General features: G+C 33.9%; 19 protein-coding genes. All 19 read right to left on the reverse strand.

The annotated features are described in order from the left end of the window. Nucleotides 1-38 precede the first annotated feature (38 nt). On the reverse strand, nt 39-1,142 hold the full coding sequence (gene glf / locus ACWPV5_RS07010) for a UDP-galactopyranose mutase (protein ID WP_454383046.1): 1,104 nt from the start codon (nt 1,140-1,142) through the stop codon (nt 39-41). Between the two features lie 340 nt (nt 1,143-1,482). After that, nucleotides 1,483-1,665 (reverse strand): hypothetical protein, encoded by a 183-nt coding sequence (locus ACWPV5_RS07015; protein WP_261274843.1) that lies wholly within the window; start codon nt 1,663-1,665, stop codon nt 1,483-1,485. Between the two features lie 186 nt (nt 1,666-1,851). Next, nucleotides 1,852-3,036 carry a capsular polysaccharide biosynthesis protein Cps4L gene (cps4L, locus tag ACWPV5_RS07020; protein ID WP_454383048.1) on the reverse strand — a complete coding sequence of 395 codons (1,185 nt, stop codon included), beginning with the start codon at nt 3,034-3,036 and terminating at the stop codon, nt 1,852-1,854. Then, the gene (gene cps4K / locus ACWPV5_RS07025) at nt 3,037-4,266 is read right to left on the reverse strand and encodes a capsular polysaccharide biosynthesis protein Cps4K (protein ID WP_454383050.1); all 1,230 of its coding nucleotides are present in this window, start codon (nt 4,264-4,266) and stop codon (nt 3,037-3,039) included. 100 nt (nt 4,267-4,366) lie between these two features. Beyond that, nucleotides 4,367-5,422 carry a capsular polysaccharide biosynthesis protein Cps4J gene (gene cps4J, locus ACWPV5_RS07030; protein ID WP_061758832.1) on the reverse strand — a complete coding sequence of 352 codons (1,056 nt, stop codon included), beginning with the start codon at nt 5,420-5,422 and terminating at the stop codon, nt 4,367-4,369. 3 nt (nt 5,423-5,425) lie between these two features. Further along, nucleotides 5,426-6,523, reverse strand: a complete 1,098-nt coding sequence (cps4I, locus tag ACWPV5_RS07035; protein ID WP_454383052.1) for a capsular polysaccharide biosynthesis protein Cps4I — start codon at nt 6,521-6,523, stop codon at nt 5,426-5,428. 28 nt (nt 6,524-6,551) lie between these two features. Then, a complete protein-coding gene (locus tag ACWPV5_RS07040; protein ID WP_454383054.1) occupies nt 6,552-7,775 on the reverse strand; it encodes a nucleotide sugar dehydrogenase in 1,224 nt (407 codons plus the stop codon). Continuing rightward, the gene (locus ACWPV5_RS07045) at nt 7,768-9,312 is read right to left on the reverse strand and encodes a lipopolysaccharide biosynthesis protein (protein ID WP_454383056.1); all 1,545 of its coding nucleotides are present in this window, start codon (nt 9,310-9,312) and stop codon (nt 7,768-7,770) included. The genes ACWPV5_RS07040 and ACWPV5_RS07045 overlap by 8 nt, the downstream gene beginning before the upstream one ends. Nucleotides 9,313-9,328: 16 nt before the next feature. Continuing rightward, entirely contained in the window at nt 9,329-10,498 is a 1,170-nt protein-coding gene (locus ACWPV5_RS07050; RefSeq protein WP_454383058.1) for a glycosyltransferase family 4 protein, read from the reverse strand. 41 nt (nt 10,499-10,539) lie between these two features. Continuing rightward, nucleotides 10,540-11,718: a glycosyltransferase family 4 protein gene (locus ACWPV5_RS07055; protein ID WP_454383060.1), complete on the reverse strand. Its 1,179-nt coding sequence runs from the start codon at nt 11,716-11,718 to the stop codon at nt 10,540-10,542. Between the two features lies 1 nt (nt 11,719). Further along, a complete protein-coding gene (locus ACWPV5_RS07060) occupies nt 11,720-12,796 on the reverse strand; it encodes a glycosyltransferase family 4 protein (protein ID WP_261068127.1) in 1,077 nt (358 codons plus the stop codon). Continuing rightward, entirely contained in the window at nt 12,771-13,982 is a 1,212-nt protein-coding gene (locus ACWPV5_RS07065) for an O-antigen ligase family protein (protein WP_261068126.1), read from the reverse strand. Before ACWPV5_RS07065 ends, ACWPV5_RS07060 begins: the two co-directional genes overlap by 26 nt. 37 nt (nt 13,983-14,019) lie before the next feature. Then, nucleotides 14,020-15,189, reverse strand: coding sequence for a glycosyltransferase (locus tag ACWPV5_RS07070; protein ID WP_261068125.1), 1,170 nt, complete (start codon nt 15,187-15,189; stop codon nt 14,020-14,022). Continuing rightward, complete coding sequence (locus ACWPV5_RS07075) at nt 15,186-16,412, reverse strand: glycosyltransferase family 4 protein (RefSeq protein WP_261068124.1); 1,227 nt, start codon at nt 16,410-16,412, stop codon at nt 15,186-15,188. The genes ACWPV5_RS07070 and ACWPV5_RS07075 overlap by 4 nt, the downstream gene beginning before the upstream one ends. An 8-nt stretch (nt 16,413-16,420) precedes the next feature. Continuing rightward, entirely contained in the window at nt 16,421-17,017 is a 597-nt protein-coding gene (gene cps4E / locus ACWPV5_RS07080) for a capsular polysaccharide biosynthesis protein Cps4E (protein ID WP_261068123.1), read from the reverse strand. A gap of 383 nt (nt 17,018-17,400) precedes the next feature. Then, nucleotides 17,401-18,075, reverse strand: coding sequence for a tyrosine-protein kinase (locus ACWPV5_RS07085; protein WP_261068122.1), 675 nt, complete (start codon nt 18,073-18,075; stop codon nt 17,401-17,403). Between the two features lie 9 nt (nt 18,076-18,084). Continuing rightward, nucleotides 18,085-18,777 carry a capsular polysaccharide biosynthesis protein CpsC gene (gene cpsC, locus ACWPV5_RS07090; RefSeq protein ID WP_261068121.1) on the reverse strand — a complete coding sequence of 231 codons (693 nt, stop codon included), beginning with the start codon at nt 18,775-18,777 and terminating at the stop codon, nt 18,085-18,087. Between the two features lie 8 nt (nt 18,778-18,785). Beyond that, the gene (gene cps4B / locus ACWPV5_RS07095; protein WP_000565324.1) at nt 18,786-19,517 is read right to left on the reverse strand and encodes a capsular polysaccharide biosynthesis protein Cps4B; all 732 of its coding nucleotides are present in this window, start codon (nt 19,515-19,517) and stop codon (nt 18,786-18,788) included. A gap of 1 nt (nt 19,518) precedes the next feature. Then, nucleotides 19,519-20,964: an LCP family glycopolymer transferase CpsA gene (cpsA, locus tag ACWPV5_RS07100; RefSeq protein WP_454383064.1), complete on the reverse strand. Its 1,446-nt coding sequence runs from the start codon at nt 20,962-20,964 to the stop codon at nt 19,519-19,521. Nucleotides 20,965-21,033 lie beyond the last annotated feature (69 nt).

A 21,033-nucleotide genomic window follows, 5' to 3' on the forward strand; every position in this document is an offset into this window, starting at 1 on the left:
ACTTTTATAAATGAGAACTGGTGATCAATTTTACTTATTTAATCTAACTCATTTCTTACACACTGTAAAGCTGCTCCAATTACTTGGTGCATATCGTAATAACGATAGTGTCCTAAACGACCACCAAAGATAACATTCCCTTGCTCATCAGCCAATTTTTTATACGATTTATACAAATGATTATTACGATCATTATTAACTGGATAATAAGGCTCATCACCTTTTTCCCATGTTTTGGAATGTTCTTTAGTAATGATAGTCTTTGCTTGACTCCCAAACTCAAAATGTTTGTGTTCAATAATGCGAGTATATGGGGTATCAGCATCCGTATAGTTGACAACTGCATTTCCTTGGTAATTTTCCATATCCAGGGTCTCATTTTCAAAACGAAGACTACGATACTCTAGTTCACCCAACTTATAATCGAAGAATTCATCAATCATACCGGTAAAGACAATCTTAGGGAAGTACTTCATATATTGCTCTTTATTCGCAAAGAAATCAACATTTATTTCAACATCAATATTTTCATGATCCAACATTTTTTCAACTATTTGAGTGTAGCCACCTATTGGAATCCCTTGATAGGTATCGTTAAAATAGTTGTTATCATAGGTCAAACGTACGGGCAAACGGCGAATGATAAAAGCTGGAAGTTCCGTAGTTGGCTTGCCCCACTGTTTCTCTGTATAGTCCTTAATCAATTTTTCATAGATGTCTGTACCTACAAGAGAAATCGCCTGTTCTTCCAAATTTTCAGGAGTTTTGCCATTTAAAATAGCACGTTGCTCCTCAATCTTAGCTTGCGCTTCTGCTGGCGTTACAACTCCCCAAAGTTTATTGAAGGTATTCATATTAAAAGGAAGATTATAAATCTCTCCCTTATAATTTGCAACTGGGGAGTTTGTGTAACGGTTAAACTCTGCAAACTGATTTACATAATCCCAGATTTCCTTATCCGAAGTATGGAAAATATGAGCACCATACTGATGAACTTGAATTCCTTCCTCTTCACGAGTATGGATATTACCCGCGATATGATTTCGTTTTTCAATGACTTTTACTTTTTTTCCTTTTAAGGCTGCTTCATGGGCAAAGACTGCACCAAAAAGACCAGCACCAACGATAAGATAATCGTACATCTTAAGCTCCTTTGGAGTTTATTATCTGCCTCTTTTATTAGACTAGAAAATCATTCTATCTTAATTGGTAAACTCTTCTTTATCTATAAAAATTCACTTACTTCATATTACATTTAGCATAAAATGAAATAAGCGAATTCTACTTTGTTTGCATACAATTAAAAATCAATTCCTAGGAATGTTTCAAATAACTGTGTAAGAGGCATAATTTCACCATTTCTTAGTTTTTCAATGCTAAATTACATAGTAATCAGAGATCCATTAAGAATCTCTAACTTCCTCATCGTAAAAAAATGACAATAAGATACTTATTGATTTCAATTAATTAACAGAATACGAACTAGACAAGTGAGTGCGTCTCCTTAACAAACACTTCCAAGCATTTACTTTCCTCATTCAGTCGTCGTAATCTACGACTTACATCATCAGATAAGTCATACTCACCATTTAAAATAGATAAAATATGTTGTTTTGCTTCATCAGTCTTCTCTTCAATAAGTACATCTTTAAAAAATACTGCCATCATTATCACCTCACTGCAATTGTTACAGTGTTGTTACTTTATTCTATCAAACATAAGGCGCAAAAACAAGCCATAATCCGATAGAATGGTAATCCCCTCTACTGTCAAAGAAGCCATTTCTATCGAATTCGTTCAATTTTATTCCTGTTCTATTAAGAATTGATTATTTTATTAAAAATATACAATTCAGTTTTTCCGCCAAACTATTTTATCCACTATCCCTGTATAGCTCTGTATTATCTTAACAACTTTAGTAGAGACATTTTCCTCGACATAATCTGGAACCGGTAATCCAAAATCCTCATCTTCTGCCAAGCTAACAGCAGTTTCAACTGCTTGAAGAAGAGAATTTTCATCAATACCTGCCAAAATAAATCCTGCCTTATCTAGGGACTCAGGACGTTCTGTACTTGTACGAATACATACAGCAGGAAAAGGATAACCTTGACTAGTAAAGAAACTACTTTCTTCTGGTAAAGTTCCCGAATCAGATACTACAACAAACGCATTCATCTGTAAACAATTATAATCATGGAAGCCTAGTGGCTCATGCTGAATCACACGTTTATCTAGTTCAAAACTGCTCTCTTTTAATCTTTTCTTAGATCGAGGATGGCAAGAATACAAGATTGGCATATTATACTTTTCAGCTAATTTATTAATTGCTGTGAAGAGAGAGAGAAAATTTTTATCTGTATCAATATTTTCCTCACGGTGAGCTGAAAGTAGGATATATCCTCCTTTTTTCAATCCCAAACGTTCATGGATATCTGAAGACTCAATGGCAGATAAATTTTTATGTAACACTTCTGCCATAGGAGAACCAGTTACGTACGTGCGCTCTTTAGGTAAACCACACTCATGTAAATACTTTCGAGCATGTTCAGAGTATGCTAAGTTAACATCTGAAATAATATCAACAATCCGACGATTAGTCTCTTCGGGCAGACACTCATCCTTACAGCGATTGCCAGCCTCCATATGAAAAATTGGAATATGTAAACGCTTGGCAGCAATAGCTGATAAACAAGAATTTGTATCCCCTAAAATCAATAAAGCATCTGGTTTAATTTGATTCATCAATTTGTAGGAAGTATTGATAATATTCCCTACAGTAGCACCAAGATCATCTCCAACAGCATCCATGTATACATCTGGAGTATCTAAACCTAAATCATCAAAGAAAATGCCATTTAAATTGTAATCATAGTTTTGTCCAGTATGTGCCAAAATAACATCAAAATACTTTCGACATTTAGTGATAACACTACTTAGACGTATAATCTCTGGACGTGTTCCCACAATAATCAATAACTTAAGTTTGCCATTATCTTTAAAACGAATATCACTATAATCTGTCTTAATTTTCATTTATTTCTCCACTTGTTCAAAAAAAGTGTCTGGATGGCTAGGATCAAATGACTCATTAGCCCACATGACAGTAACTAAATTCTCTGTATCGGAAAGATTAATAATATTATGTGCATAGCCCGGTATCATATGTATTGCCTCAATCTTATCGCCCGACACTTCAAAGTTCAGAATAGGATATTCTTGTCCATTTTCATCCAGCCCTATCCTACGCTCTTGTATTAAAGCACGACCAGAAACAACCATGAAAAATTCCCACTTAGAATGATGCCAATGTTGCCCTTTGGTAATACCAGGTTTAGAAATATTGACAGAAAATTGACCTGCATTTTCTGTTTTTAATAGTTCCGTAAAACTACCTCGTTCATCTATATTCATTTTTAGAGGAAACTTAAACTTATCTACTGGTAAATAAGATAGGTAAGTAGAATACAATTTCTTTTCAAACGATCCTTGAGGAATTTCAGGCATAACTAAACTATCAGGCTGTTTTTTAAATGTTTCTAATAGAGAGACAATCTCTCCTAAGGTTGCACGATGAGTCGTTGGTACATAGCAGTAGTTTCCTGATGGGCTAGGTAAGATTTGTAATCCATCTAGATTACAACGATGAGGATTTCCTTCCAATGCAGTTAGACACTCTTGTATCAAATCATCAATATACAGCAACTCCAATTCTACACTTGGATCATTTACTTGAATAGGCAAATCGTGAGCTAGATTATGACAGAAAGTTGCTACAGCAGAATTATAGTTAGGACGACACCACTTCCCATAAAGATTTGGGAAACGGTAAACTAAGACAGGTGCTCCCGTTTTCTTTCCATATTCGAAGAAGAGTTCTTCCCCTGCTAGCTTAGATCGCCCATATACAGAGTTCGAAAATCGGCCTTCTAAACTAGCTTGAGTAGAGCTCGAGAGTAGAACAGGACAAGTATTTTCATACTTTTCTAAACTCTCTAATAATCTACTTGAAAAACCGTAATTTCCCTCCATAAACTCATCAGGATTCTGTGGACGATTGACACCAGCTAAGTGGAATACAAAATCGACCTTCTTACAATATTCCTCTAATAAAATCGGATCTGTATCACGATCATACTGAAAAATCTCTCCAATCTCTAAATTAGGACGAGTTCTATCTCGTCCATCTTTCAAAGCTTCCAGAGTACAGATAAGATTTTTTCCTACAAATCCTTTCGCTCCTGTGATTAAAATATTTTTAATCATGCCCCCTCCTTGTTTTATATGCTATTTTAATAGTCAACTCTCTCGACAATAAAATGATACATTATATATCCTTGATAATTTTAATGTATCTTAAAAGATTTTACAGCTCTTCATCTGCTACCATATCACGAATTGCTGTCTGTATTTCATCTAATTCTAGCAACTTTCTTTTAACTTGCTCTACATCCATCAAATCAGTATTATTACTATTGAATTCTGTCAACAAGTTTCTATTCGTACTACCATCTTTGAAATATTTATCATAGTTAAGATTACGATTATCACTAGGAACTCTATAAAAATCACCCAAATCAATTGCATTTGCACACTCTTCATTAGTTAGTAGTGTTTCATACATCTTTTCTCCGTGTCTAATACCTATAATCTTAATATCTTGTTCTGAGGCAAAAATTTCTGATACAGCCTTAGCCAAAACTTCAATCGTACATGCTGGTGCTTTCTGAACTAGTATATCTCCAGATTTTCCTTCTTTAAATGCAAATAAAACTAAATCTACTGCTTCTTCCAATGTCATGACAAAACGTGTCATACTAGGTTCAGTAATTGTAAGAGCATTTCCTTGCTTAATTTGCTCAATCCAAAGAGGAACTACAGATCCACGGCTACACAGAACATTCCCATAGCGAGTAACACATATCTTTGTATGCTCAGGATTTACCGTCCGGGACTTAGCAACAGCAATCTTTTCCATCATAGCCTTGGATGTTCCCATAGCATTAACAGGATACGCCGCCTTATCTGTAGAAAGACAGATAACTTGCTTTACACCAGCTTCGATAGCTGCAGTAAGGACATTCTCAGTTCCCAAAATGTTAGTTTTCACTGCTTCTACAGGGAAAAATTCACAAGAAGGTACCTGTTTCAGAGCAGCAGCATGAAAAACATAATCCACACCATGCATAGCATTTTTTACCGAAGCTAAGTCACGCACATCTCCGAGATAAAAACGGATTTTCCCAGCCACTTCTGGTACTTTTACCTGAAACTCATGACGCATATCATCTTGTTTCTTTTCATCTCGCGAAAAGATACGAATCTCTGAGATATCTGTTTCTAAAAAACGCTTGAGAACCGCATTCCCAAATGAACCTGTCCCTCCTGTAATTAGAAGAGTTTTTCCTGTAAATTGTGACATATATTACACTTCTCCTTCTAGTATGTCTGCAATTTTCTTACAAGCAGTTCCATCTCCATATGGATTTGAAGCTTGACTCATAGCTTGATAAACTGAATCATTTTCTAATAATTCTTTAAAATGCCTATAAATATTATTCTCATCAGTACCTACAAGTTTCAAAGTCCCTGCTTCAATTCCCTCTGGACGTTCAGTTGTATCTCTCATAACCAAAACAGGTTTTCCTAAACTTGGAGCCTCTTCTTGAATACCACCACTATCTGTCAAAATTAGATAACTTCTTGATAAAAAATTGTGAAAATCTAATACTTCTAAAGGTTCGATCATCTTGATACGTTCACAGCCACTTAATTCTTCCTCAGCAATTTGGCGAACACGAGGATTCATATGGATAGGATAAATAGCCTTGACATCTGAATATTCTTCAATAATCCTTCTAATCGCTCTAAACATATGTCTCATCGGTTCACCAAGATTTTCACGACGATGAGCTGTAATTAGAATAAACCTGCTTTCTCCTATCCATTCTAACTCAGGATGCATATAGTCCTCTTGAATTGTAGTTTGTAAAGCATCAATTGCCGTATTACCTGTCACAAATATGCTCTCTGGAGTTTTTCCTTCTCTCAAAAGATTATCTTTTGAAAGTTGTGTTGGGGTAAAATGATACTGAGCCAAAACCCCTACTGCTTGACGATTAAACTCTTCAGGATAAGGTGAATAGATATCATAGGTACGCAAACCAGCTTCAACATGACCAATTGGAATCTGTAAATAAAAGGCCGCCAGTGAACTAGCAAATGTCGTACTTGTATCCCCATGAACTAACACTAAATCAGGATTGACTGACTCTAAAATAGTCTTCATTCCTTCCAAAATGCCAATGGTTACATCAAATAGAGTTTGTTTATCTTTCATAATAGACAAATCAAAATCGGGTATAATCCCAAATGTGTCCAAGACCTGATCTAACATTTGACGGTGTTGGCCTGTAACACAAACTAATGTTTCAATATTCTTACGTGTTCTTAACTCTTTTACCAAAGGACACATCTTGATTGCTTCTGGACGAGTTCCAAACACTACAACTACTTTTTTCATAGTCAATCCTTATTTTATTTATCACTAATTACAGTCTGTAAGTTCCATCAATATGACAGATATAGCGTGTATCTAATACTATCTTATCTTTTAGTTTATCCATGTTTTGTAGAATCTCATCATGACCAACTAAAAGTACAATCATATCAATATTAGATAAAAATTCATCTAAATCATGAAACTGATTTGTAACAATATCCTTTTCTATAAATGGATCGTATACTTTGATAATAGATCCTGCTAAATGACGACTCATTGACTCTAGTAATTGAAGAGTTGGAGATTCACGCATGTCATCTACATTCTCTTTGTAAGTTAGGCCATACAAACCAACACGACCAATATCTGTCAGACTATGTTCTTTCATGATAGTATGTATACGATTTAATACAAATTCTGGCATAGCAGCATTAGTTCGCATAGAGTTGCCAATAACATTTGTCAAATCAGGATAATCTCCAACTAGGAACCAAGGATCCACAGAAATACAATGACCACCAACACCAGGTCCAGGTTGTAGAATATTCACTCGTGGATGCATATTACAAATACGAATAATTTCATATACATCCATATTGTCATAGCTACATATTTGTGCTAATTCATTAGCAAAAGCTATATTAACAGCTCTAAATGTATTTTCTACTACCTTAGTCATCTCCGCTGTGCGAATATCTGTAACGACAATGTCTCCCTTACAAAATGAAGCATAAATCTCCTTTACTTTATAACCAATTTCTAAACTATCAGCTCCGATTGTACGACTGTTATTCACTAATTCATAGACCATATTCCCTGGAATAATACGTTCTGGTGCATGAACAAGATGAATATCACTACCAATAACAAAACCTTTTTCTTTCACAACTGGTCTAATAAATTTATCAACTGTTCCTGGAGATACAGTTGATTCAATGATAAGAACTGCTCCTTTATTACAATTATCAAGTATAGTTTTTGTTGCTTCAATCACGTAGCTTGGGTCAATTTTTTTTGAGAAGGGGTCATATGGTGTAGGAACGGAAATAATATAAGTATCCGTTTGTTGATACTTAGTTGTAAATTCCACACCCAACTCCATCGCTTTATAGAAAAGTTCATCCAAACCTTTCTCTTTAAAAGTTGTCCGACCTTCATTTAAAGTTCTTACCAAATCTTTATTGTAGTCAGTTCCTACTACTTTTATACCATTTGTTGCTAACATTAAAATTGTGGGCAACCCAATATAACCTAATCCAATTACATTAATCATGTTTTTTTCCTCCAAATTTTTTGATGAATTTTTTAACTAATTGAATAAAATATTGGAAATCATTATTTCGCCAATAAATGACACATAAAGCAAAAAAATTAAATCCAATAATCACTATAAATAAGAATATCAAATCATATATACGACGTATTATAAATAACTGAGATAAATAATAACTTGCAGTACATAAACATACAGTTAATACGATTGTTTGCAACCATTTTAAATAAAACTCTGATAAAGGTCTACGGAGTACTTTTTTATAAGTAACAATTGTATCCACTATTACAAATTGAAAACCAAATCCTATCATTGTTCCAACAAAAACACCTGCAATACCAATATTATTCACTAGAATTACTGAAGCAACTAAATTCAAAACACCTGCAATTAAAGGAGAAAAATGATAATCTCTAAAATATCCTTCTCCCAATCGAAAAATAGCTGTACAATTAGCAGTCTGTCTAACAAATAACATACCAACTATTGCAATCACTCCTGAGAACGATAAAGTATAAGTTCCTCCAATCCAAAAATTAATAAAAGGATTTACCAATACTAAGAAACAACTTGAACAAAATGATAAAAAGAAAAAATTAACAAAACGTAGTCTATTGAAAATTTCATTTTTTTTATCCAAAGAAGCTGATAAAGATAGGTTACCTATAGACGCCTGAATAGGATTAAAAATCCCCCCAAAGAAAATATATACGAATGATAAAATATAAGCATAATTTGAATACTTACCAACCATAACAATACCTAAAATAACAGAAATTACTATGCTATCTGTTGAATTCATTAATTCATTAAATATTTGACGAATAGAGGTTGCGTATACATTTTTCCAAACTAATTGCCTTTCACTTTTTGGAAGTGAGGGTATTTCTTGAAATTTATGAATACTAGGATACATTCTATCTACTTTTAAACTAGTTACAAGATTCAAAATAAGATTTTTAGCAATCTTCAGAATAATATAAATATAAAAGTTTCTAAAAATTAGTAAAGTAATAATCTGTAAAATAGATAAAATAGTCGTAATAATTAAATCAAAAATATTAGAAATATATACTTTTTGATCAGCAACTAAAACTCCACGTTTGTAAGCAAAGAATAGGTAAGTAGAAACCGTATCTGCTAAATATAGTAAATACAATGCGATATAGTTCAAATTTTCTGTATTTTCAAAATTAACAATTAGCGGTAAAAAAGGGACTAAACATAAACCTAAAACAAGAATAACAACACCTATTACTCTATATATTTTCCTATAAAATTGTACCACCTGAGCCAATTTTTCCTCATTTTTTTCTGCTAAAGGTTTATACATCATATAAGCAATTGATGATCCGACACCTAATTCCGCTAATGATAAAACTGTCAAGATATTGGTGTATAGCCCATTAAATCCTAGATAAGTCTCCCCTAAAACTCTGATAAATATCGTTCTAACCATAAAAGCTAAAATACTAGATATGATAGTACCAGCTATACCAGCTAAAATATTATAAAAACTATTTTTTACACGACTCATAAGTTAATGTATTCTTTCATTTTGATATCAGTTTATTCCTCAATTTCTCTCCATATTTTTCAATGGAAAAGTGCAATCCTCTTGCTCTATTGCATATATCAACAGGTTGATGATTACCTTTTTTATAGACACTCATCAAAGCTTCTTTAAGATGTACAACAATATCCTTATCATTTTTAACCATAATCGCTTCACTGCCCGTTACAATTTCTGGTATTCCCCCAACGTTTGTTGTAATAACAGAGTTTCCTGATATCAAAGCTTCACAGACTGTCAAACCTGCTGGTTCTTCCCAGACAGATGGTATAACGATACAATCAGAAATACGATGATACCTAGGGATATCACTATAATCAATATAGCCTGTAAAAACAATATTATCTGATTCTTGCTCAGACAATTGTCGTAATTCTGTTGTAAAAACATCTAATTTAGTTTGGCCAAATATTGAGCTACCAACAACTAGTAATTTAACATTCACCCCCTCTGGAAGTAGTAAGAATGCTTCAAGCAACTCTTTAATACCTTTGTTTTTATTGATACGTCCAAAAAAAGAAATCACAAAATCATCCGATGAAATTCCTAACTGTCTTCTGAGGTCTGATAACTCCGAGTCAGGGAAATTTTGTAAAAAAAGTTCTGTATTAATACCATTATAAACAGTTTGTATGGGAATATCTGAAATTACTACTTGTGACTTATTTTTTAAATAATCAGATACAGTGATAATTTTATCATAAACGCTATAATCTACAGAATACTCATTATTTATTAATAAATCATTATGAAGATGTAAAACAAGATTTCCTTTAAATCTTTTACGAATATAATGACCGTATTCAGGACGATTTTCAATCAAAACTGTATCAAAACCAGACAAGTCTGGCAATTGACTGATATAAGCGTTCCCTACGAAGAAAGGTGAATATTTATTGATGGTATAACGTATTATTTTGTTTATTTTATATTTAAGTGAATGAATATCTATATAGACAAATTGGGCATACTTGTATTTTTTTGAATCCTCACGCGCCTCCTTATGGTCACAACTAACGACCGTAATTTCATCATGATTATATTTCTCATTGTAACTTAAATAATTATCAATGAGATTTTCTACTGCTCCCCCTTTTACAGCTGGAATCGGTAGTCCGCTCACTCCGACTGAAACAATGCAAATTTTCATTAAATCCACCTTTCCTATAAAATAACGAAATATAAACTATCTCATTTCGTACGTTCCCCTATAAGAATTTTTTCATATTCTCTTGCTTTATCTTCATAATTATAATGTTCAAGGATATAGTGCAGTGCATTCTGAGAGTACTCTTGTCTCTTCTCTTTATCTAGACTCGCAATCATTTTTAATGAATCTCTCAAACTTAATTTACTGTTAGCCTTGAACGTCCAACCATTATAATGAGAAGTTCTATCGAGGTTGATATTATTATCTTCCAATAAAACTGGTAAACCACAGGCCTGTGCATCATAAAAACTTAAACTACATTGTTTAGGAAATAAAGCAAAATCTGCTACCTGAAAAAACTGTGCTAATTTTTGATATTTTTGAGTCGGAAAGCGCAAGATTTGATTTTCAGATTGGGAGAAACTTTTCTCGACAGCTTCTCCATACTCTCCACTTGTATTACCCACTATAATGAAAACAATTGGTTGCTCCGTATTTAACTTTTTACTTAGAGACTCTGCTAAAAACATCCCACCCTTATACTCATCTAACTTTCCTGCGTAAACACAAATAAGAGCATCTGAAGCAATTTGATATTGAGAACGAAAATCTTCCTTAACCTGGCTATCTGCGTGAAAGAACGCTGTATCTGACCCATAAGAAATCCATGGAGCTTGCGACAAAGGAATTCCCAAGTGTTTTTCAACATAGTTATCATCTTGCGTTCGGATAATTGGTATCTGTTCTTTTATCAAAATAGGAGTAATCAAGGTTTTATAAAATCTCCTAAAGTAGGTGTTGAAAGGATTTTTTGATGCCATCTCAAGCATATGACTATCAGTGACGATTCTGCAATTAAATCTCTTTCGTGCTAAAAGGAGACGAATCCCTGTTAAAGTGTCGTTCCCATGAATATACAATACATCTGGAGAAAGACCCTTAATAGCTGAAATAAGCTTTCCAGAAAAAATTGCTCGTCCGCTTACAAAACCATGAAGAGGCAAGCGAATGATCTTCACATGATACTTTTCTTCATATTTTCTATCTCTCTTCTCTATATTTTCTCGTCCAAAAAATTGGGTAAGATTATCGGGGATTTTATCCATTTCTGAAGTGATGATCACTTGTTCATGACCAAACTTTGCTAGATATTTTGGTAAAACATTAATCTGGTAACCTGCATCTGGATGAAAAAAATCTTCTACATGTACTATTTTCATATTATCTTCTTTCTATCTTTAAAAGGTTTTTCCACTTATCTAGGATATAAGTTGTTGACAATTCTTCTGCTGGAATAACACTCGATTTTGCAACTTGTTCTCGCAACTCTAAACTAGCCATCAATTTAGATAAAGTTTTTGCATAGATATTTATATCAAAACAATCAATCAAAAAACCATTTCTTCCATCTGAAATAATATCAGATGGTCCACAGTTACAATCAAATGAAACAACTGGCATCTGGTAGTTTTTAGCCTCTAATAATACAGTTGGTAATCCTTCATGGCGTGATGTCATGGCGTAGATAGAGTAGTCAGGATAGCACTCCCGAACATTCTGAACAAGCCCTTTCAAATTTATAAAACCTTCTAATTGGTACTCCCTGACTTTCTCCTCTAATTTTTCTCTATCGGAACCATCACCATAAATATCCCACTGCCAATCTGGATACCTTAATTGTATTTGACTAGCTACCTCAAGAGCCAGATCAAAACCTTTTTGTCGTCCTAAAGAGCCAACACTGATAATTTTTTTAGAAGAGAGCTGACACTTAGCTGTTTGTGAATCCATGTCTAGGATATTATAGATTTGTTCAATATGAGCCTTAGGACGATTCTCTTTGTAAAATCCTTCATCTTTTTTAGTCAAGACAACAATACTCTCAGCAAAACGACAGGCTAGCTTTCGCCCCAACCATTCTAGACCAAACGATCTCCCAAAGTAAAAACACTGATGTTCCCATGCCAAAAGTCTGATAGGAATCCCCAAACTAGCAAACCAAAGAAAGGATACTAGACCAGTTCCTGACGATAGAACAACATCAAACTGCTGTTTTTTCAACACTTTTCGCAAAGCTCCACTAACTTTAAAAAAATTCTTCTTCAAATTAACATGTTCTTTCAAAAGATAGCTCACCTGAACTCTATCTGAAAGTTCAAAAGCTGGTAGCTCATTTTCCGAAAAGATGCTGATAATTGTAACGTCTATATTTTGACAAAGTTCATTAACAAGAGCTGTCGTGACGCGCTGCACTCCTCCTATTTTTGAAATATCAGATAATAAAATTGCTAACTTCATCCTTTTCCTGCACTTTCCATCTATAGTAACAATAAGTAAAGGTCACTAAAAACCATAGTCTACCATCTGCAAGATAGCTTCCACTAAAACTCATGTGAACACAAGCTTCGATACACATCAGAATAAGTAAACTAACTTTCCAATCAATTTTTCGTAATTTGTACAATATTACTGAAGAAGCAAAGAAAGCCGAAAGAAAAATTAATAAACCAAAACTTCCCATATCATGCAATAAATCCAATACAATATTATGTGAATATCCATTAAATTTAAAAAAAGTTGAACCAACTCCCCATCCTAAAAAGGGTTTTTCCTGTATTGCAGACCAAACAGTATCATAAATCAATAGTCTATTATCTGTAGATATACGTTCAGGTCTGCCGAAGAAGTTCAACAATCGCTCTCCACCGTCCATATTCAAGAGCCATGTAAAATCCAAACCTTTTGTAAAAAAAACAACTAGAGCTATAGCAGACAAACCTCCAATGAATGAGAAAAGGAACTTAAAATTCATAGCAATTCTTATTAATAATATTCCTGTAAAAAAAATTAATAAGATAAAGGCACCTCTCCCACCTCCTGAGAGTGCACTAAAAGCTTGAATCAGAAGTAAAAAATATCTAATAAAATTCCATGCTGAGAATCTGAAATACGTCAGTTGCTCCTCCAATATTTTCTCTTTGTATATAATATTAAACACATTAATCATATAAGCTGTCATAGCATAATAAGATAAAGATTGGTAAATAATAATGCTATTTCTAGGAGATAGGGCAGCTAAAAATGATGTCAATGTATAGAAAAGCATCATAGGTTCTGACCATTTTATGAAACCTTTTATATGATTATTCTTAGCCAACAGCATCGCTACTAATATCGCAGGAACTGGACGAATCAGAAAGGAATTGAAGAAAGACTGATACAACTCTACGTTAGTCGAATAAAAAAAACTAGTTGAATAAAAAATTAAAATAAAAATAAAAACCAATAGAGATATAAAAACTTCATATCTTGTGTAATATATTCTAGTAATAAAAATTCCTATCGAGATAACTGCCAAAAGAGAACCTGCAATTTGTAAACTAATATTCGGGAAAAACACCTTTAACGAATCAATAAAAGCATAAGAATTTGGAAGAGTCCAAGCCAAAATAGCCAAAAGGTGATAATAAATTCTTTTCATCATTTTAATGCAAATTCCTCATTTTCCTATAATTCAAGTTCTAATATAAATATTTCATTTGTTTAATAAAACTTGCAATTGAAAAATCTAATTTTTCTGTTTTAGATAGCTGAGAGACTTTTTCTAACGAAGATAAAATAGAATCTACGTTTCTATCCTGACAAACGAGACCATAAAGTTTAGCACTTTCTACACTACCACCTGTCGGATAGCTGATAACTGGTGTCCCACAAGAAATGGATTCTAAATTAGTTGTCGGGTAATTATCTTGATAAGTAGGATTTAAGAATACATCCGCTAGTGTATACCATGCTGCCAACTCTTCTGGACTATTAGTCTCTGTTAGCCCAATAATACCTGTAGGTAATTTTTTGAGTTGCCTATCTTTTAACCCTATCAAAACTATTCTCTGATTATCAGCTAGATGACTCGCAAGGACTAACATATCAGAAAATCCCTTTTTATCAGTCCAGATAGCAGCCACACCAAGCAATACCTGCTTTCCTTCAAGATGGTATCTTTTTCTCAACTTTTGAGCGGCTATTAGCCTCGGTTGAAAGACAGTAGTATCAATGCCATTATGAATTACTTTCACTGGATATTCTTTTAAAAATGACTGTCTTACCAAGTTAGCTAGCCATTGCGAAGGAGTAACAATAGTGAGATTAGGAATATGTGTAAAACATTTTTTCTTCTTTTGATAATTTCGCTTTGAAAAATTCACGAACGACTTAGGATAATCATTTTTCTGAGATGGATGGTCACAAACCCCCTTTGACTCACATTCCAAACAATCAAAGTGAGCCGAGTGTCCTGTAAATGCCCAACAATCATGCAAAGTCCATATAATCTTTTTACCGCATATTCGGAGATAATCGAATAATAGCTCAACATTGATATAATATCCATGAAGATTATGAAGATGAATAACATCAGGGTCAAACTCTTTTATCCATTTAATAAAATTAACAGTTGCCTGTCTACTTCCAAAGCCAGATTCGTCAAATAATCGAGAACGAATAGCATGAAAACGAATATCAGACTTTGTACCAATTTTCACTGCATACTGTTGAAATTGTTTCGGAACATACTCACGACCATAGGCGATTTTAACCTCATTTCCTTCTTCTGTCAAAGCAGTTGCGAGATCCGTACAAATTCTCCCAGTACTCCTAATACCACAAACGGAATTAATCATTAAAACCTTCACGATAGAAGCTCCTCTCTCAAATAATTTTCTAACTGTGTCATAAACTGCTCTTTAGAAAAGTGCTTCTCATAGTAACAACGAGCTTGCTTTCCTAACTCTCTTTGTTCTTCCGTAGACAACATACTGAACTCACAAATATTTTGTGCCAATTGTTCCACATCTTGTTCAGGACTGACAAAACCACACTTTGCATCTTCTAGAATTGTTTTAGTATCTCCTGAAATTGCACCTATAATTGGTTTCCCTGCCGCCATGTAAGATTGTACCTTCCCAGGTATAGTACGAGAAACTATCGAGTTTCCTATTAGAGAAACTAACATAGCATCTGATTTTTTATAGAAGGTAGGCATTTCTTCCAAAGAACGTCTTCCATAGAAGGAAACATTCTCCAACCCCAATTCATGAGCTAATGATTTCATACTTAGCAATTCCGTACCATCTCCAACAAAATGAAAATGAATTTTCTTGGGTAAATCGGCATTCTTTTCTATCAAGCTGGCAGCTTTCAAAATAGTTTCCAAATTTTGCGCTTTACCAATATTACCAGCAAAAGTTAAGTCAACACTTTCTTTATTAACTTTCGATTCATCAGGGATAAACAGATCTTCTGCATATTGTGGCAAATAAGTAATCTTTTGTTCTAATATATCAAATTGTTTCACAAAATAATTCTTAAATGATGGACTAGTTACAAATATATAATCACTAGCTCGATAAACTTGTTTTGAGATAAATTTAAACAACTTGAAAATCAAGCCATCTTGTTTCACTCCCCCTACAGTTAAACTATCTGGCCAAACATCCATACAATATAGAAACAGGGGCTTCTTATACTTATTTTTATAAACCATACCAGCCCATGCCATCATAACTGGAGACAATTGGTTAACGAATACACAGTCAAAATTCGATCCATCTTTCGTTTTATACTTTCCCAATAAAACTCCTATAGTTGAACTAATTGCAAAGCTAAAATAGTTCAACAGTCGATATACAACACTTTTCTTCCTAGGGATTGTGTAAGTACGATAGATCGTAACACCTTCTATAATCTCTCGTCTTTTTTTACTATGACGATAGTCTGCATATATTTTCCCTTCAGGGTAATTAGGAATTCCAGCCAAAACAGAGACTTCGTGCCCTTTTCGGACTAAATCTTCACAAATATCTGACAATCTGAATGGTTCTGGCTTATAATGCTGGCAAACAAACAGTATTTTCATTGTCCAATTTAACTTTCTTTCTTACCACTACCCTCTACAATACCTTTTCGATTCAGTACGTAAGGTATCGTCTTAACTATACATCTAACATCCATTCTCAGAGACAGATGTTTAACATAGTAGCCATCTAACTCTGTCTTCATCTCAACAGACAAAGTATCACGCCCATTAATTTGTGCCCATCCAGTTAACCCTGGCAAGATATCATTTGCTCCATACTTATCTCTCTCTGCAATCACATCTAGTTCATTTATACCCGCTGGTCTAGGACCTACAATACTCATATTACCAACAAGAATATTAAACAATTGAGGCAGCTCATCCAAAGATGTTTTTCGTAAGAAAGCCCCTACTTTTGTAATCCATTGTTCTGGATTATGTAGGTTCCGAGGTGCCACGTTTTTGGGTGCATCTATTTTCATAGACCTAAATTTAAAAATATAGAAGTATTCTTTATGAATACCAAAGCGTTTTTGCTTAAATATAATCGGGCCTTCTGAATCAAGCTTAATCGCAATTGCAATTATCATAAAAACTGGACACAATATTATTATCCCTATTAAAGATAAAAAAATATCCCCTAATCGTTTTATTATACTGTACATAAACAATCTCCCACTATAAATTCTATTTTCATTTTATTTCCATTTGGTAAATTAAATCAAGCAGTCTATTCGACCACAAAAACTCAATATATCTTTAGTTACGCAATGATTTTATAAGAATGTAATCATTTTATCCACTATAACAACTAAAAACTTTCTTCATCCTAAACAAAATTTATTTGCTTCAGTAATATATGACTTCTCAATAGTGGATTAGAAGGTTTAGTTCAGTTGTATTTCCAAACAAACCGAATATTTTTTAAAAAATATCGTTTTCTAAAATTTCAATCAATATATAAGCTAGTAAACAAACAGGTACATTCTATAAGATTGGGAGGCTTATATTGTAGCCCCCTTTCCATGCCGGACTCTCTAACTTCATTCTATTTTTTACCGTAATTACCGTAAGAACCATATTTTTCGCGTTGAACATCAAATTTATTGAGAACGACACCTAAAAATGGCTTCCCCGTGTGCTCTAACTGACTTTTAGCTTTTTGAACTTCTCTTCGTTTTGCAACTCCGGCTTCTGCAACTAAAATAGATGCATCACATTTTTGGACGATAATGGCTGCATCAATAACAATTCCAATAGGTGCTGTATCAACAATGATATAATCAAAATATTTACGCAAGGTTTCAATCATATCATTAAAATTTTTACTTTGTAACAAGGCCGCAGGGTTTGGTGATACAGATCCCGATTGAACTACAAATAAATTTTCAATATTTGTATCGCATAAACCGTGAGATAAATCAGTTGTCCCAGATAAAAATTCTGTTAGCCCTGTAATTTTTTCACGAGATTTAAAAACTCCTGACATAACCGAATTTCGAATATCTCCATCGATCAAAAGAGTTTTATAGCCTGCACGCGCAAACGACCATGCTATATTTATGGAAGTAGTTGATTTTCCTTCCCCAGGGTTAACAGAAGTAACGGAAATCACTTTTAGTTTATCTCCGCTCAACTGTATATTTGTACACAAGGCATTGTAATATTCTTCTGTCTTCTTAATGAACTCCAGTTTTTTTTGTGCTATTTCTAATGTCGGCATCTCTCTCTCCTATTTCAACTTATCCAAGTTTGGTACAACTCCTAAAAGTGTGATCTGCAGTGCATCTTCGATATCTTCCGGACGTTTTACACGAGTGTCCAAAAGTTCAAGAAGAAGAACTATAACACTGGTTCCAATCACCCCTGCCAAAAAACCAATTAGTGTATTGCGTTTAATATTTGGCGAAGACGGTGATACCGCCGGTCTTGCCTCCTCCAGTGTTGTCACATCAGAAACACGAGTAATACTGATAATTTTTTGAGCAGCTACTTCTCTCAAAGAGTTAGCGATACGGCTTGCCTCTTCAGGAACTCGATCATTAACTGAAATAGAGACAATTCGGGTATCAACTGGTACTGTCACTTTAATTTTATTAGCCAAACCTTTTGGCGTCAAATCTAGTTTTAAATCAGAAACAACTTTCTCCAAAACATCCTGCGATAGGATAATTTCACGATAGTCTTTAACCAAGTACGATCCTGCCTGCAAGTCTTGATTTGTTAAACCAGACTTCTCTCCTTGATTACGGTTAACTACATAAATCCGAGTCGTACTAGTAAACTCAGGTTTGATAACAAAAGTACTGTAGGCAAAAGCAACTGAAGAAGTTATAATTGCCACTAATAAAATGACTAACTTTCTTTTCCATAAAGTTCTGAATAGTTGAAATACATCGATTTCCAAAGTGTTTTGATCTTTCATATTTTCTCCTAAATTAATTGATCCATTATAATTTTTCTGGGATTTTCTACAAAAAGTTCCTTCGCTTTTTTCGCTCCATATTTCTTAGCAATGATATCGTATGCCTGTTCCATATATGGAGGTCTACTGTCTAAATTGTGCATGTCACTTGCAACTACATGAACTAAATCACGTTCCAAAAAATACCGAGCTCTCTTTTTCATAAATTTATATCTTTCACCAAAGAGCTTAGGTTTTAAAACATGATAACTATTTATCTGAGTATAGCAACCCATATCAATCAGTTCGCGAACGCGTTTTTCATTATTCTCTAAAGCATCATAACGTTCAATATGAGCAATTACTGGTGTGATTCCCAACATCAAAATATTACTCAATCCCGTATGAATCTCACGATAGGGAGTATGCATGCTAAACTCAATCAAAGCATAACGGCTATCATTAAGGGTAGGAATTTCTTTTTTTTCTAGCTTTTCTAGAACATCCGAAGTATAGTATATCTCTGCTCCATAAGCAATGACTAAATCATCTGCTACTTCTTTTGCAATTTCACGAACCTTAATAAAATTTGTTGCAATTTTTTCTTCTGGAGTTTCAAACATTCCTTTTCGACGATGTGAAGTAGACACAATCATTCGAACCCCTTGATTATAAGCTTCTCTTAAAAGTGCCTTGCTATCCTCTATCGACTTTGGCCCATCATCTACATCAAAAACGATATGCGAATGGATGTCTATCATTTCATCTACCCTCCATCACATCCTGTATAGCTGCCTTGACTGTAGCTAAACTACTATCATCTATTTCCATCATATAGAGACTACTGTCTGGCATTGCATAAGAAGGAAGATCCATCCGACCTGTCCCTTTTAAATCTTGAGAATTTACTTTATAATTTCCTCCACTTTCCAACTGAGTATTCACTAGATCCATCATAGTCTCAATCGGCATATTTGTTTGAAGAGAATCCTGCAATCCTTGAAGAATACTACTATAGTTTTTCAAGGCTTCTGTAGAAGTTAACTTCTGAATGATTGCTACAATGACCTTTTGTTGGTTTCGACCACGGTCACGATCTCCATCGGCTAGTGAGTAGCGTTCACGTACAAAGCCTAGGGCTTGCTCAGAATCTAGATGGACATTCCCAACTGGAAAGTGGAACTTCCCATGTAGAACTGAAAACTCCTGATCGTTATGAACATCTACTCCTCCCAACAAGTCAATCAATTTCAAAAATGAGGTAAAATTCAAACGAACATAATAATTAATATCTACTCCATAAAGGTTCTCTAAGGTATGAATAGATGAATCAACCCCGTATATACCAGCATGAGTCAATTTATCCTTTTGATTGTTTCCACCATCAGCAATAGGAACATATGAATCTCGTGGAGTTGTTGTAAGAAGGATTCTCTTCGTATCCCTATTGACCGTCATCAGAATATTGACATCTGAGCGCGAAACTGAACTAATGGCACCGTAAGTATCAATACCACTGACATAGATATTAAAGAAGCGATCTTTAGATACCTTAGGGGTCTCAACATCCTTGGTCATTTTTTTAGTGTAAATTTTCTTAATTTTAGAAGCATAATCTGGATACTCTGCTTCAATAATATTCTCAAATACACTATTTAAGACAATGGCTTTGGCCTCTCCAGAAATCAAACTTTTATAAGTTGACAAGTAAGAAGTACTTTTATCAACCGTCAAATCCTTATTTTGACTCGTCTTAATATCAGCGATTAGCTTTTGAATATTCTCATTATCCGTACCTGTTGGCCCCATAACACTAGATAATTGGGTAACATTATTGATATCGCTATCCTTTAAAACGACGACGCTGAGAGAATACTCTGAATAATTTGAAGTTGCATTAATATGACTTGTAAATCCTACAAATTGCTGCAGAGTAAATAGAGAAACTGAACTCACTAAAACAGCTAGTGTCAAAAAGAAAATCGTGAACTTTTCTGCTTTTTTATAAATTATTAATATTGCGGCAGTCACAGCAACCATCACGGCAAAAACTGCGACCACTATATTAACGTGCCTGAAAGCAAGTATATTGTACTTAAAGATTAAGAACAATAAAAAACCAACTAACAATAAATAAATAGTCAACAAAACTATATTAACACTTCGCTTCACTTTCTGTGAACGTGATTTTTTAAAACGTCTACTCATGATTAACACCTATACATTTAATGTTACTATTATATCACTTTTTTACGATAAATTCTACATTTAGCGAGT

The sequence above is a fragment of the Streptococcus sp. Marseille-Q7156 genome (genome assembly GCF_965119495.1).